This window comes from Ferrithrix thermotolerans DSM 19514 (assembly GCF_900128965.1).
Classification (GTDB): Bacteria; Actinomycetota; Acidimicrobiia; order Acidimicrobiales; family Acidimicrobiaceae; genus Ferrithrix; species Ferrithrix thermotolerans.
The window spans coordinates 116,317-131,914 of record NZ_FQUL01000001.1; the positions used below are offsets into that span (position 1 = coordinate 116,317).

Below are 15,598 nucleotides of genomic sequence, written 5' to 3' on the forward strand. Positions count from 1 at the left end.
CAAAGACTCTCCCGTAAAACTCGCCAGGGCTCAATGCTTCCTTTACATGACCGTAGCACCAGAGACCAGCTGTACAACAGCTCCGCTTCGGCAAAGCTATCGGTAGAGTTATCTATACCCTCAAAGACACACGGTCGGATGAAGCCAGCCTACGAAGCCGTATGCGTAGCAGAGCGTCTAACTAAATTAGTCCAACACGAAGCAACCCTTTGATAAAAACCATAGCTAAGAATCAAAGACAGTTCTAGGTCTGAAGCCCTAGGGAGGGAATGCTTATGCATCCCACCAAATAATCCAACGGCAATAAAGCCTTCCCATGAACTACCCTCACGACAAAACTGTAGTTATCTAAAGAACCAAATGAAGTCCCTCAAGGTAGCTCTTTGTGCTCTGAACTGCCCTTAGCCAGCTATGGCTAATCTCGCCAAAGTCACTGGCAAGCTCACTCCAGAGTTGTTCTTGCCGCTCGCACTCGCAAACGAGCCATTGGAGTACCTCTTTAGGTCGATCACCTAAGAGATTCTCAAGCATGAAAGACTTTGTTCCAGGGCGGGTAACGGCATCTGTCTCTCTTGCACAGCGAAACATATCATTTTGAGACAGTATCAACCCAGACGAAAAGGGAGAGACCAGCAGAGATACGCTCAACTTGGCTTCAATGTTTAGACCCTCATCGCCAAAGAACCTACGATCCCTAAGTACGATGGGGAGCCGACCTATCACATCGAGCTCCAACTCCTCGACCTCGTCTCTAAGGAACTCAAAAAGCGCCTCGCTAAATAGTCCAAAGTGATCGTACGACTCAGATAGAGCAGTTAGATAAAATGGGACCCAGGCTAAGAGGTGTTCAAACAAAAACGCTGATCGAAGGTGCCTCACCCTCTCTAGGGTTAGATCATCCTTAGAACTTTCTAGCGTCTCGATAAGCCCCTGGTAGTGCTCGAACATGGTGAATAGCGCATCTGGTTCCTGAGGGACTGGAAGTCCAATCGCCCGATAGTACCCCGCTGCAACGTCCCTGGCCTCGCCTCCTAGCGTGGCAACCTCAGAGAGGTATATAGATGCATACGGCTTTAGATCAATCGCAAATACTTGCGTGTGGACCTCGGGAGTATAGTTCCCAAGGTCCAGCGCAGCAATCAATTCAGGGTGTAACTTTGGTGATACGAGCACCTCTCTCGCTATCTTGAGCAGCTCGATACGCTCAGACAGTTGAGAGGTACCATCCACCTTACTCACCGGGTTGCTGGTCCCTCACTAAGCGTTGCTGGGGGAATAACAAACGCCTCCTTGGATGGCTTCAACGGTCGCATAAGCCATCTTGGTCGCCTCGTCCCATCGGGCGACACGGTAACAGCAGAACGGGTCTTTTCCATCCACAGTAGATACTGTTCCCTGGCTTTCTTGGTATCCACATAAACCTCTCCGTGAACATCTCCAGGGTGGGCTTTGGTCACACGCACCGCCTGATGCCAACAGTGCATACCGGTTACCGGGTCCGGGTGCACGGGAAAGGTGAGGTTTTGGTGAACACCGACGTCTCCCCACCAGATTCTCTTGGTGTCGGGGTCTGAACTCTCATACGGTCCGACCTTAGACTTAGGATCTAAGTGCCACTCGTCTCCAGCTTTTGTAAGGGCAACCGTCCGCATCATCTGACGTTGACCGTCGTCATGAAGCTTCCATCGACCCATGTGATGGGAGCAGGCCACCACGCCGGGCTTTATTCCCTCGGTTATCCAAGGCTTCGCCACGAAGAATCCTATGTCAGTGTTCACTCTAACAAGGTCACTTTCAGATATTCCAAGTCTTTCTGCATCCAAAGGGTGGATCCACACCGGGTTCGTGTGTGCGATCTCATCAAGCCACTTGGAGTTTGCAGAGCGAGTATGGATCTGAACCGGAAGTCTGAAGGTAGATATCAGCACCATCTGATCCTTGTCCAACTTCTCAGGATGCACATGACTCTTGATGTAACCTGGTATCGCGTACTCGGGCCATCCCCACTGGGCAAGCGTCGCAGAGTAGAACTCAAGCTTGCCAGAGGGAGTTGGGAAGCCCTTCAGGATCTCTCCGTCTACGACGACTCCGACAGGCCGTCTACCTTCTGGGTCCGGATCTGGATCACCCATGGGCACTATATTCTTCGAAGACGGCTTTGGCTTCTTGGTAAACACACGACCAAAGGCTCCCACAGCGGGGTCCTCCAACTCTTCCTGTTCTACCGGTTCTTCGTAGAGTGCTCCTATTTTCTTCTTGATCTCAAATGCGCCATATCGCCTCATATAGCCGAGCGGCGTTAGCCCCTCTTTTGCTGCAGCCTCAGGAAGACCAGGAACGGAGTTCTCGAATATGTACGCATAGTACTCATCGATGGTCATCCTTTCACCCGGACGCTCCTTGGACTCGTAGTACTTTCTGATGCCGAGTGACCCATCTGGATCGATTCGCCAAGAGAGTTCGAACCAGAACTCGTTCTCCTCCCAGACCTCGCCGGGATTAACCTCGCGTGTATCTGTAACTTTTTCCCCGTTTTGTTCCTTGTAAGCCCTAAGGACCGGTTGCCGAAAAGATATCCACTGCCCATCGTACTGCTCGTAGGAGTGGAGGTCGTGCCTCTCTGAAGCATGACCAACCGGCAAAATATAGTCAGCGAAGTAGGAGCTTTCATTCCAGGTCGGAGTCAAGGCCACGTAGCATCCAACCATCGTCTCATCCATCAACGCCTCTACCCAGCTCATACCATCTGGGTTTGTCCACACAGGATTGTAGACTCTCGAGAAGTACACCTGCAACTTGCCCCTTCGGTCCTTTAGCAGATGAGGAAGGAGCTGAGACAACTCGTTCATCGAGAGTGGGTACTCGATAGGCCACGATAGCTCGTTCCACTTGTGGGGGTGATCAGGTACGTGCATCGGCCTTGGAACGTACTTATTCCATGCATTAGGAAACGTCCCACCGGGCGTCGCTACCGATCCCATGAGGGCATTTAGCATAAGTAGGGTACGAGCGATCTGCCAACCCCCTTCATTCCCTGCGGCAGCGGAACGCCAGGTATGGGTAGCTAGCGCCGTTCCCGCCTTCGAGACGACCTTTGCCACCTCTTCAAGTACCGACGCTTCGACTCCTGACTCTTGGGCTGCGTACTCAAAGGTAAAGCCCTCATAAAGTGTCTTCAGGACCGCTTCAAAGTCTTCAAAGGTTGCCTCAGGTTCACCTCTCACCTCAGCCATGTACTGGTCCCAGTTCCACCAACGGCGTACAAACTCCCTGTTATAAAGGTCGTTTTGAATAAGGTAGTTTGCAATAGCCAGGTTAATTGCAGCCTCCGAACCTGGCTGCGGCGATAGCCAAAAGTCTGCGTGAGTAGCCGTATTCGACAACCTCGTATCCATAACAATAAGCTTTGCGCCGTTCATCCTGGCTTCGGTGATGCGCTGAGCGTGCGGATTGAAGTAGTGTCCTGTCTCGAGATGAGATGAGATAAGCACGATCACCTTCGAGTTTGCGAAGTCAGCACTCGGCCGGTCTATACCTGTCCAGTAGTGCCAGCCAGCCCGTCCGTTAGATGAACAGACGTTAGTGTGTGAGTTATGACCATCGACGCCCCAAGACGCTAGAACTCGTTCGGTAAATCCGTCCTCACCTGGTCTTCCAATATGACAGATGACCTCATCGGTAGCACCCTCAGAGATCGCCTTGCGGAGCCTCGCCGCAAGGTCGTCCAGAGCCTCATCCCAGGACACTCTAACCCACTTACCCTCTCCTCGTCCCCCGCTTCGCTTGAGAGGATAAAGTATCCGATCAGGATCGGTGATCTGATTCAACACCGCCGGTCCCTTGGCGCAGTTACGACCACGAGAACCAGGATGCTCCGGATTACCCTCGAACTTTCTGACAGAACCTGAACTCTTATCGACATAAGCCAGGAGTCCACAGGCAGACTCACAGTTGAAGCATGTTGTAGGTATAAGCGAGTATGTTTTGATCTTCCTTTCGGGCCAGGCCTTGGAGTCAAGCTCGCTCCAGTTGCTCCAAAGCTCCTTTGGCGGAAACGAAGAAAGATCGGTCGATGAAGGACCTTGATAGAAGGTCTCCCCCTTGCTCTCCACGTTTTTTCGTATCGAACGAATATGAGCTGAAAGCTCAGTGTAACTCAAGCCTTTAGGCATCTAAACCCCTCATTGAAACTTATTAAGCGAGCGGAACTCGCTGCGCTGACTGGACAAAGGCATGCTCGTAACTGAGCAGACCCAATAGAGCTATGGACACACCCACAAGTGGTGAAAGAATAAACAGAAATCCAAGGGCAATTGCTGCCACTCCGAACCAGAAGAACTTCGCCATCGTTGATCGAGTCATCTCGAACACTGCCAGGTGTGCACCTGCGGTTGGATGGGGAATAAGTATCTCTGCGAAAACAAAGAGCGTATGTAACACCAGCATCGTAAGAAATACATCAGCGGCCCATCTGTAGCTGGTCACACTGAGATAGCTATGCAACAACGCAACTCCGCCAGAGCCGATCAGAGCCGCCTGCACTAACAGCATGGGACCCAACAGCGGCGACTGCCAAAGGTCACGAGCCTTCGACTGAGCGAATAGAAACGCTGTATAGACGGCGGTAAGAGCCCCGAGCACAATCGTAACTGGTCCTAGATCCTTTACATAACCAGAGTTGTGAGTAAACCCTAACAGAAGACTTAGAGCAAGAGCCGCTCCATAAAGTGAAATTATTACACCACCTCTTACGAGCCAGCTTTTCCACTGAGGATGAGTAAAGAGCAGGTAAAACCTCTCTGGATGTTTTAGGTCCACGATAAGGAGTACTCCTGTGATACCTAAAAAGACCAATGAAACCACCGGACCGATTACACGAGTCATCTCCGAGGAAAAAGACAGCTTTGCAAAGTAGCTAAGCAAAAGCACGAAAGGAAAGAATCCAGCGGCGACTCCCTTTGTCCAAGTATAAAGACTCACCTTCCACCCCCAGGGCACGGAGTGAGATATATCGTAGGACAACTTGGCTGCAGCCGATGAGTTGTGATGTCCTTTTTCTGGATGTCCCGAGTTCACAGTTTTGGTGGAGTCCTTCAGTTCAGACCACATGAAAGTTGATCCACCAGGTCTGGTCGCTGCTATGGGATCCAACGTCGCCGCATGAGCACCCTTGTAAAACAGCCCAGGCCTAGTATGCTTCTCAGCTTTCCTTACCGAGACATGTTCCCTTTGAACGACCTTTGAGACCCTAGAGTTCGGGTCTTTGATGTTGCCTATAAAGATCGCCTCTGTGGGGCAGACAGCTACACAGGCTGGTTCAAGACCGATCTCAATACGGTGCGCACAGAAGTTGCACTTCTCCGCAGAGTGGTCTTCTGGATTAATGAAGATTGCATCGTAAGGACAGGCGGCCATACAGGCTTTACAACCAATGCAGATTCGCTTGTCAAAGTCGACTATTCCATCTGCCCGCTGATACATAGCACCGGTCGGACACGCCGTCACACACGGTGGGTTTTCGCACTGATTACACCTTGTGACTTGAAATGCCCGCCTCACGTTCGGATAAGATCCCACATCAACAGACTTTACATAGGTGCGAGTAACGCCGAGCGGCACCTCATTTTCGCTCTTGCAAGCTGTTGTACACGCATGGCATCCAATGCAGCGGGTTTGATCCAACACCTTTACCCACCGTTCGGGCCCTCTTGAACCGACGTCTCGGCCTCCAGCGGATGGTCGGGCGTTCTCCACAACTCCTTCGTGACTTCTAAACATCACTGAGTTGACAGGGTTTTGCATCTGCGTCAACTATCCCCCTAACTCTAAAACCAATAGCTATAGGGTAGAGCATTACGGGCATATAACGCAAACACTAACGAAGCTATAGAGCTATATTTATCTTATATCACATGTAATAGCTACGCTAATGAAGCCATCTTCTAGAGATACGCGGCGTATGAACAAGTCAATCTTTTGGCTTACGACTTGCAAACACAGGAACTAGCCACCGAGAATGACTTTGTTCGTTCTCATTCCCCTTAAGAAGTCTTCAAAGGACATCTCCCGAGACCCTTCAGGCTTAACCCTAAGAGGTATCAGTAAGCCATCTCTACAGAGAACGCCGCCGGGATACGACTGGCTACTTATCACCTCGCCGTGCTCGTGCTGATTCGCCAGATTTTCTCCCCATGCGGCGGTTTCCGCTCTAAGTATCTTTAGGCGTCTTCCCTTTGCTGTGGTGTATGCTTGCTCCAGGCGTACCTTGGCCAAAGCCTCCGCCACCGTCTTACTCCAATCGATCCGGTAGAACTCCTTATCCAACTTTGGTGCAAAGGTCACCTCTCCCACCTGCGGCGCTCCTGTTAGATACCAATCATCATCTCTGCTAAACCAATCGATCACCATCTCGGTCCCTAAGGAGGTCAGGAGCCTCGAGATCTCCGATAGATACAGCCCCGAGATACTTACACTTCGCTGATCGAAGATACCGCCAGCGTCGAGTTCCTCAGTGATCCGCATAAGGGTAACGCCGCTTATCGCATCGTTTGAGAGAATAGACCACTGCATCGGTGCAGCCCCTCGAAAGCGCGGTAGCAAGGAGTAGTGTACGTTGATCAAGGGGCGGGTATCAAGAAGATCTTTTGGAACCAGCCTTCCGTAGGCCACCACAAGTCCAATGTCAAAGTAGCTAGGATCTACCTCTTCCAAAGAGTAGACGACTCGAATTCCATGGACTTGAGCCAGTTCTTCCACTGGGGAGGGAAGTAAGGAAGAACCTCTGCCTCTGCGTTTCGGCAGCCGGGTTACGACTAAGGGAACATCGAATCCGTTAGTTATTAGAGCTTTGAGATAGCTAGCTGATATCTCTGGCGTCCCAAAAAACGCTACCCTCCGATTAGGAGGTACAGAGACAGACACCTCCTAAAGTTCTTCCTTAGGTGGCCTTCTCATGGTCCCACCACCTTTTACCACCTCATTGCGGATCACCTTCATAGCCTTTTTTCGCTGATCCTCATCGAGCCGTTCAACCAGCAGAACTCCCTCAAGATGGTCGAACTCGTGTTGGAAGACGCGCCCCAAGAGATCTGTACCTTCGAGCTCGACCTCATTCCCCTCTAAGTCGACGCCGACAATAAACACGTCCTTAGGTCTGGTTATCGGCCACCAAAGTCCCGGTACAGAAAGGCACCCCTCCTCATACACCCACTCACCAGCGGTCTCTTTGATCTCGGGATTGACGAGAACCTTTGGCCCATCACCCACGTCATAGACAAAGAGTCTTTTATCTACCCCGACCTGGGGAGCCGCTAAGCCGACCCCTGGAGCATCGTACATCGTCTCGATCATATCGTCTACCAACGCAACCAACTTATCGTCTATCTCTTTTATATCTTGGGCTCTCGATCGAAGAACCGGATCTCCGTAGGTTCTAATAGGTAACAGTGACACAGTTACAACTTAGTCCCTTACAGTCAGTCGTAAGTACTTGAGGTCCCGTCTTTGACCTCTAACGACTCTTCGTTCAGGTTGTTGATGGTACAGTTGTAGTTCCACTAAGAGCTATGTACTAAATACCTTCACCTCGTAGCTCTGTCCCACCGTCTTCAAGACAAACAATCTACAAAGCTTCTGAGCGTAGAGGTGTGAAACATGTATAAAGCCTCAATGCTTTAAGTGCTGCGAAGGCGCTGCTTACGGCCTCCCCAGCAAAGATCGTATCTTAGCTTCACCAGGTCGCAACGACAAACATGGGATCCCGTAGGCTCCGCCTCAAGGTCATACCTCGAGGTAGCGGCGTACCGCCAGAGCTGAACCCATGGTGCCAACCACCACGCCAACGACAAAGACAACTATCTCTGTCATCAAGACGTCATGCGAGGTAAGAACGAAACCGCTTAGTAGGTGCACCTGGAAACGTTCGATTAGGTAGTTGAATAGCGCTCTAATAGCCAAGACCGCTCCTGCGGCGATTAGTGCACCTAGTAGTCCCTGAGTAAAGCCCTCGAGCATAAAAGGAATACGAATAAACCAGTTCGTTGCACCGACAAGCTTCATCACCATGACCTCTCGCCGGCGGGAAAATATTGCCACTCTGATGACGTTTAGAATTAGCACGGTCGCCGACAACAAAAGTATGACAGCTAGTCCTATAATCACGCCTTGAGCGATAGAAGAGATCTTCTCTAGCGTCTGGATAGCAGCAAAGTTATAATCGACCGCCTTGACTCCAGGCTGACCGTTAAAGATCTGCCCGATCGAAGGTGCCTCCGAGGGATTCTTTAGAACCACTCGGTAGGAGGGAGGTATCTGACTCTCACTGACGGAGTTCAAAAGGTCAGGCTGGTTCGCAAAGAGACGCCTGAACTCCTGATAGGAGACTGCCTTGTCTACGTAGAAGTACTTCTCGATAGAAGGGAGAGTTTGAAGTTGAGTGACGACCGCCCTATCCTGCGACTTGGTAGCGTTTGGTTGCATAAAGATTAGCAGTTGCACGCCGCCCTTCCACGCCTGGGTCGAGGTGGCCACTCCTTGCTTGAGAAGAAGAGCGGAGCCGACAAGCGCCAGCGACACTGCGATAGTCAACATAGCCGCCAACGACATAAGCCTGTTTCTCCAAAGATTACCGGCCGTCTCGCGCACTACGTATTCAACTGATAGACCCAAAAAATTACCTCACTATAAATCGAACGGCATCACACACCGTAGTCGACCTGTCAGCGTACCGTAAAAACCTAACAGCTATGCCTTACTGTGCCACTCCGAGTCCATAGACTCCACGTACTTGGTCTCTTGCGATGCAGCCAGAGTCCATCTCGATAACTCGACGCCTCATCTGATCGACGATCCCCACGTCGTGGGTAGCCATAACAACCGCCGTACCGGTTCTATTTATCCTCTCAAGCAGACGCATCACACCCCATGCAGTCTCTGGATCGAGGTTTCCTGTGGGCTCATCTGCGAGCAGAATAAGGGGGCGATTGATAAACGCCCTTGCAATTGCCACTCGCTGTTGCTCTCCCCCAGAGAGCTCGTGGGGAAGTCGATGCATCTTGTCCGCCAGGCCGACCAGCTCAAGTATCTGGGGAACTTGCTTCTCTGCAACTTTACGAGACTTACCGATCACCTCAAGGGCAAAGGCAACGTTTTCATAGGCTGTCTTGTTAGGAAGAAGTCTAAAGTCCTGAAAGATAGATCCAATATTTCTTCTAAAGTACGGTACCTTCCAAGAGGGTATCTTAGCTAAATCCTTTCCAGCTACCCAGACGCTTCCCTGATCCGCCGTGTCTTCTCTCAGTAAGAGACGCAACATGGTAGATTTTCCAGACCCCGACGGTCCGATCAAAAATACGAACTCGCCTCTTTCAATCTCTAAAGATACTCCCTTGAGAGCGTATTGACCCTTAGCGTAAGACTTATAAACGTTCTCTAGACGGATCACGTATGCGTTCCTTCCTCGTCTTTATGACAGCATCGGCACATAGACGTGCCTTACTTAGTCATGAGACTGTTATGAACCTTTTATCAATCTACCAATTTACCACAGTTGGTACGGTCTTACCGGTCAAGATGAGACCGTCTCCACTTCAAGAACTCTAGAACAAAACCTTTCAAATCCCCGTCCAGGACCGCTTGAACGTTGCCATTTTCATACTCTGAGCGGTGGTCTTTCACCATCTGATAAGGGGCTAAAACGTATGAGCGAATCTGCGAACCCCACGAAACATCGTCTTGGGGTCCGGCGATCCTTTCCAGAGACTCCCTGTGCTCAATCCGGGCTCGCTCTGCAAGCTTCGCCCTTAGGATTTCCATCGCCTTAGCCTTATTTTGCAACTGAGATCTTTCATTTTGACACGAAACCACTATCCCGGTAGGAAGATGCGTTATCCTCACCGCCGAATCCGTGACGTTTACATGCTGTCCACCTGCGCCCGAGGACCGATAGGTATCGATGCGAAGATCTTTGTCCTCAAGTGTCACCTCAGACGATCCCTCCTCTAGAAGCGGAATAACCTCTAGGGATGCGAAGGAGGTTTGTCTTCTGTGTTGAGCGTCAAAGGGAGATATCCTTACCAGCCGATGTACGCCTTTTTCAGCTGCAAGGTAACCATAGGCAAATCTGCCTCGAACGATAAAGGTCGCCGATAGTATTCCAGCCTCTTGACCTTCTGTAACGTCATCGAGCTCAAACTCCATGCCCTCAGACTCCACAAACCTTTGGTACATCCGAAGCATCATCTGTGCCCAATCCTGCGCATCTGTCCCGCCCACGCCCGCATGTATCTCACAGACCGCGTCACCTTCATCAAAGGGTCCTCCGAGAAGGGTCCGCAACTCCACCTCTTCAAGCAGCTCAAAGAGCCGTTCGGACACCTCGTCGAGATGTTCCCTGAAGCTATCGTCGCCTTCTTCGATAAAGACCCTTGCGATCTCCAGATCCTCGAGGTTTTCCTTTAGAGTCCTTAGAGTCTCGAGGTCTTGACGTATCTGACCGTATCTCTTCGTAGTATCTTTCGCTTTAGCTGGATCATCCCAAAGATTTGGATTGGCCATCTCAGCCTCTAAAAGTACGTGCTCTTGTAGCAGCCTTTCATGCCCTAGATACTGCATCGCAGCTCTTACTCTTGCAGCTGCTTCCTCATAGATCTCCTTATAATCCGCCAAAGTTGTCCTTAGACCTAGCTCGCTTTCCCGTGGCAGTGCTTAAACTTGATACCCGAGCCACACCAACACTTTTCGTTACGTCCCAGTTTCTCGGTGTCGTCCTTCACGTAGGGCTCTTGACTTTCTTCGACTTCTGCGCCAGCTGGATCGTCGTCATCGCCCTTTGACTGCATAATCTCACTTAGAGGTACAGCTCTACCTGGGTTGATAAGAGAGATGTCGTTAGGATCATTCGCTCCCCAGTAAGAAGCCTGATTTAGATCCACCTGGGCGACCGGCTCAGCGATTACGTCTACTGTCATAACGTATCGCAGATAGTCAGCGTCGATCTCTTCCATCAGTTCGCTAAACATCGCATAACCTTCGCGTTGCCAAGCGACCAGCGGATCTTGCTGACCCATCGCGCGTAAGTTTATACCTTCTCGCAGGTAGTCCATCTCTGATAGATGCTCTCTCCATTTTTGGTCTATCACCGTGAGCATCACCTCACGCTCGATCTCACGGGCGGTCTCCGCTCCTCCAGGCAGCCTCTGCTCCTTGGAGTCGTAGTACTCCTCGGCTTCAACCACCAGAGACTCAACGAGCTGTTCCTTTGAGACCGCTTGGGCCAGGTCGGAGAGAACAAACTTCGTCGGCCAGTAGGTTTTCACAGCAGAGATCAACCCGTCAAGGTCCCACTCCTCCTGAAAATCGCGCTCACAGTAGGTATCCACTAGATCTTGAACGACCTCGTCCAAGATTAGAGAGGTTCTCTCTCTCAGATCCTCGCCCTCGAGAACCTGCCGGCGCCTCTTGTAGATGATCTTTCTCTGTTCGTTGAGCACCTCATCGTACTTGAGAACCTCTTTACGGATCTCTGCATTCTTACCTTCAACCGTCGTTTGCGCGCGTTCTATCGCCTTTGTTACCATCTTGGCTTCGATAGGCTGATCTTCCGGAAATGTCTTCTGCATCATCCAGCTGACCGCACCACCAGAGAAGAGTCTCAACAGATCGTCTTCGAGGGAGAGGTAGAAGCGTGACTCTCCTGGGTCGCCCTGCCGTCCAGATCGTCCACGCAACTGATTGTCGATGCGACGGCTTTCGTGTCTTTCAGATCCCAAGACATAGAGTCCACCAAGCTCTCTAACCCTGTCACCTTCTTCCTTACAGATGACTTTGTACTTGGCGAGAGTCTCTTCGTAAAGGGCACGACCTTCGTCATCTTCGGGAGACCTACCCTGAGCAAGCACCTCCTGCAACGCTAGACCTTCAGGATTGCCCCCAAGCAAAATATCGACTCCACGACCTGCCATATTGGTCGCCACAGTGACCGCTCCCAGGCGACCCGCCTGAGCCACTATCTGTGCCTCAAGAGCGTGATGCTTTGCATTTAGTACAAAATGTGGCACGTCGTTCTTTTGGAGAAGCTGCGACAGTAGCTCCGACTTAGCAACCGAGGCGGTACCGACTAGTACAGGCTGACCTGACTCGTGTCTCTCCAAAATGTCGTCCACCACAGCCTGGAACTTACCCATCTCGGTCTTGTACACAAAGTCAGGTCGATCGATTCTGCGCAGTTCTCTATGGGTTGGTATAGGTATCACCTGCAGACCGTAGGTACTAGCGAACTCGGCAGCCTCGGTCTCTGCGGTTCCAGTCATTCCGGAGAGTTTTTCATACATACGGAAGTAGTTCTGCAAAGTAACTGTGGCCCAGGTGTGGTTCTCTTCCTTGATTCTCACCCTCTCCTTTGCCTCCACCGCCTGATGGAGACCTTCTGACCATCTTCGACCCTCCAGAGTTCGGCCCGTAAACTCATCAACGATCTTGATCTCACCGCGCTCAACTATGTAGTCTCGGTCTCTGTGATACAGTTCCTTTGCCCTGAGTGCCTGGTTCAGCTGGTGCAGATAGACCATCGCCGAGATATCAAAGAGGTTGTCGATGCCAAGGGCTTTTTCAACTCGCTCGATACCTTCCTCGGTTGGCAGAACGGTCTTTTTCTCCTCATCGACCTCGTAGTCGCGCCCGTTCTTTAGGGTCCTTACGATCCCAGCAAAGCGGTAGTAAAGCTCTTGTGACATATCTGAGGGCCCAGAGATGATAAGAGGGGTACGTGCCTCGTCGATAAGTATCGAGTCAACCTCGTCTACGATACCAAAGAAGTGTCCTCTTTGGACGATGTCGTCTAATGAACGCGCCATGTTGTCACGGAGATAGTCAAATCCAAACTCAGTATTAGTACCGTAAGTTATGTCACAGAGATAGGCCTCTCGCTTAGCCTTGGCATCGGGTATGTCAGGAGTTACCCTTCCGACAGAAAGACCTAGAAAGTTGTAGATTCGACCCATCCACTCCGAGTCCCTCTGTGCCAGGTAGTCGTTAACTGTAACAACATGAACACCCTTGCCTTCAAGGGCGTTTAGGTAAACTGGAAGAGTGGAGACCAAGGTCTTTCCTTCACCGGTCTTCATCTCTGCGATCCAACCAAAGTGGAGCGCCATTCCTCCCATAAGCTGAACGTCGTAGTGTCGCTGACCTATAGTACGCTTCGCCGCCTCCCTCACCACAGCGAACGCCTCGACAAGAAGATCATCAGTAGTCTCACCCAGCGCCAGACGCTCTTTAAACTCATCGGTCTTGGCGCGCAAAGCTTCGTCACTAAGTGCTACCATCTCATCTTCAAGATCGTTTATTAGAGGAACGATCTCGGCAAGTCTTTTAAGTTTTCTTCCTTCACCTGCTCGAAGGACCTTATCAAATATTCCCATTCAACCTACACAGTAGTAAGAGCCAAGATTCATCAAAGCGTTACGCGTTGCTTTAATACTTCAAGAATACAACTTCGGATCAGCTACATAAGATCTAAAGAGCGACAGACACCTCAGAAACGGCTAGAAACCAAACAGGGTCCCGAGTGACCCATGAAGCGAGAGGACTCGGAACCCATGACGACTATCTTCAACGCAACCAGGCGATTCTTAGTCGGCTTCCTGGTCGATAAGGCCGACCGTTCCATCTTCTCGTCGGTAGACTACCGCTGCTCTTCCTGTCTTGGCGTTAGAAAAGAGATAAAACGAGTGCGAGAGTAGATCCATCTGAAACGCCGCCTCTTCAGGATCGAGGGTGGGAACCTTAAAACTCTTCGCCTTGGCTATACGCACCTCTAAGTCTTCGCCCAGATCTTCATTTGCTACCTTGGCGCCTCGGTGATGAGGGTGAGAACGGTGAAGTACCTTTGTCTTGAGACGTTCCAGCTGGTGTCGGAGCTTACCCTCAACCCTGTCGAATGCCTGCAGAAGCTCCAATCCCGTGCTATGCGCCCGTACTACGTATCCGTGGGAGACGACGGTCACCTCGCAGAGGAACCGATCTTCCTTAGCCTTCGTGTTATTCTCCTCAAAAAACACCTCCACCCGCTTTGGCTCGTCTAAAAAGCGAGTCAGGTGATCGACTCGTTTACTAACAAGTTCTTTGAGAGAGTCATCCAGGTGACAACCCTTGTGCCGGAACTCCACTTGCATCTATTTCCCTCCTTATAAAGACGCTTGGATACCCACGAAAGAGACAGCTCTAGCGGTGGGTCAAACCCCGGTCCAACTACCACCGCACGGCCATCGGGCATGGAACTCTAGTTTGTACCTACAGTCCAAGACTCAAGGTACTGTCGCTGCGCCTCGGTCAGTACGTCAAGAGTCACACCCATAGACATAAGTTTGAGACGCGCCACCTCCTCATCGATCTCCTTGGGCACATCGTACACCTTTGGCTCGAGATGATCTTTATGAGTGGCTAGCCACTCAACTGAAAGAGCCTGGTTAGCAAAGCTCATATCCATAACAGATGCTGGATGACCCTCCGCTGCTCCGAGGTTCACAAGACGACCTTCGGCTACGACCATCACTTTACGTCCCGTATCTCCCACGAGGTACTCATCGACCAATGGCCTTACTTTACGCTTGCCGTTCGGGCCTGCTATCGCATTTAGGGCTGGTATATCTATCTCGATATCGAAATGTCCAGAGTTTGCAAGGATGGCCCCGTCTTTCATCAACTTGAAGTGCTCTTCTCGGAGAACATCCCTGTTGCCTGTAACTGTTATAAAGACATCGCCTTCTGGAGCTGCCTGGACCATCGGAAGAACCCTAAATCCATCCATTACCGCCTCTAAAGCAGGTAGCGGATCAATCTCAGTGACTATGACCTGCGCACCCATACCCCTAGCGCGCATAGCCACCCCTTTCCCACAGTAACCATAGCCAGCAACTACAACTACCTTGCCGGCAAGGAGCACGTTGGTCGCTCTAATGATTCCATCGAGGGTTGATTGACCTGTGCCGTATTTGTTGTCGAACATATGCTTTGTATTCGCATCGTTTACAGCAACTACTGGATAGCCCAAAGCTTTAGAGGCTTCCATGGCCCTAAGGCGAATAACTCCGGTTGTCGTCTCCTCGGTTCCAGCCACCATCTCTTTCAGCTGTTCCGCTCGTGTAGCGTGCAGACGGCTGACCACATCACAGCCGTCGTCCATAGTCACGTTGGGGTGCCAGTCAAGCACCGCATCTATGTGCTTGTAGTACGTATCGGAGTCCTCGCCCCTAATTGCGAAGGTCTCGATGCCCTCATGTTTCACCAAAGCTGCAGCCACGTCGTCTTGGGTAGAAAGAGGGTTCGAGGCACAAGCCCTGATCTCAGCGCCACCCGCCTTTAGTGTCTTGAGCAGATTTGCCGTCTCTGTGGTAATGTGAAGACACGCTGCGATCTTTAGCCCGACGAGAGGCTTTTCTTTCTCAAAGCGCTCCCGTATAGACCTTAGAACATCCATGGAGCTCTCCGCCCACTCCACTCGCTGTTTACCAAGTTCGGCAAGTGCTATATCTGCTATGTCGTAGTCCATAACCTCATGTCCTTTACTCATATCTGTAGACTTAGCTACATCTTTCTATTA

At 51.0% G+C, this 15,598-nt stretch carries 11 protein-coding genes; all 11 read right to left on the reverse strand.

Features of this window, described 5'->3' with window-relative positions:
* Window positions 1-348: 348 nt before the first annotated feature.
* Window positions 349-1,239, reverse strand: coding sequence for a molecular chaperone TorD family protein (locus BUA24_RS00590; protein ID WP_072787693.1), 891 nt, complete (start codon window positions 1,237-1,239; stop codon window positions 349-351).
* Complete coding sequence (locus tag BUA24_RS00595; RefSeq protein ID WP_072787695.1) at window positions 1,236-4,172, reverse strand: molybdopterin-dependent oxidoreductase; 2,937 nt, start codon at window positions 4,170-4,172, stop codon at window positions 1,236-1,238. Before BUA24_RS00595 ends, BUA24_RS00590 begins: the two co-directional genes overlap by 4 nt.
* Before the next feature lie 22 nt (window positions 4,173-4,194).
* Entirely contained in the window at window positions 4,195-5,802 is a 1,608-nt protein-coding gene (locus BUA24_RS00600; protein ID WP_245790229.1) for a 4Fe-4S dicluster domain-containing protein, read from the reverse strand.
* A 201-nt stretch (window positions 5,803-6,003) separates the two neighbouring features.
* Window positions 6,004-6,921, reverse strand: a complete 918-nt coding sequence (locus tag BUA24_RS00605; protein ID WP_072787697.1) for a methionyl-tRNA formyltransferase — start codon at window positions 6,919-6,921, stop codon at window positions 6,004-6,006.
* A gap of 3 nt (window positions 6,922-6,924) precedes the next feature.
* On the reverse strand, window positions 6,925-7,452 hold the full coding sequence (gene def / locus BUA24_RS00610; protein WP_072787698.1) for a peptide deformylase: 528 nt from the start codon (window positions 7,450-7,452) through the stop codon (window positions 6,925-6,927).
* A gap of 327 nt (window positions 7,453-7,779) precedes the next feature.
* On the reverse strand, window positions 7,780-8,667 hold the full coding sequence (locus BUA24_RS00615) for a cell division protein FtsX (RefSeq protein ID WP_072787700.1): 888 nt from the start codon (window positions 8,665-8,667) through the stop codon (window positions 7,780-7,782).
* Between the two features lie 82 nt (window positions 8,668-8,749).
* Window positions 8,750-9,442 (reverse strand): cell division ATP-binding protein FtsE, encoded by a 693-nt coding sequence (gene ftsE / locus BUA24_RS00620; protein ID WP_072787702.1) that lies wholly within the window; start codon window positions 9,440-9,442, stop codon window positions 8,750-8,752.
* Between the two features lie 116 nt (window positions 9,443-9,558).
* Complete coding sequence (gene prfB, locus BUA24_RS00625) at window positions 9,559-10,665, reverse strand: peptide chain release factor 2 (protein ID WP_143146301.1); 1,107 nt, start codon at window positions 10,663-10,665, stop codon at window positions 9,559-9,561.
* A gap of 14 nt (window positions 10,666-10,679) precedes the next feature.
* Window positions 10,680-13,418: a preprotein translocase subunit SecA gene (secA, locus tag BUA24_RS00630; RefSeq protein WP_072787704.1), complete on the reverse strand. Its 2,739-nt coding sequence runs from the start codon at window positions 13,416-13,418 to the stop codon at window positions 10,680-10,682.
* 210 nt (window positions 13,419-13,628) lie between these two features.
* On the reverse strand, window positions 13,629-14,171 hold the full coding sequence (gene hpf / locus BUA24_RS00635; RefSeq protein WP_072787706.1) for a ribosome hibernation-promoting factor, HPF/YfiA family: 543 nt from the start codon (window positions 14,169-14,171) through the stop codon (window positions 13,629-13,631).
* Window positions 14,172-14,278: 107 nt separating this feature from the next.
* A complete protein-coding gene (gene ahcY / locus BUA24_RS00640) occupies window positions 14,279-15,547 on the reverse strand; it encodes an adenosylhomocysteinase (RefSeq protein WP_072787786.1) in 1,269 nt (422 codons plus the stop codon).
* Between the last annotated feature and the right edge of the window lie 51 nt (window positions 15,548-15,598).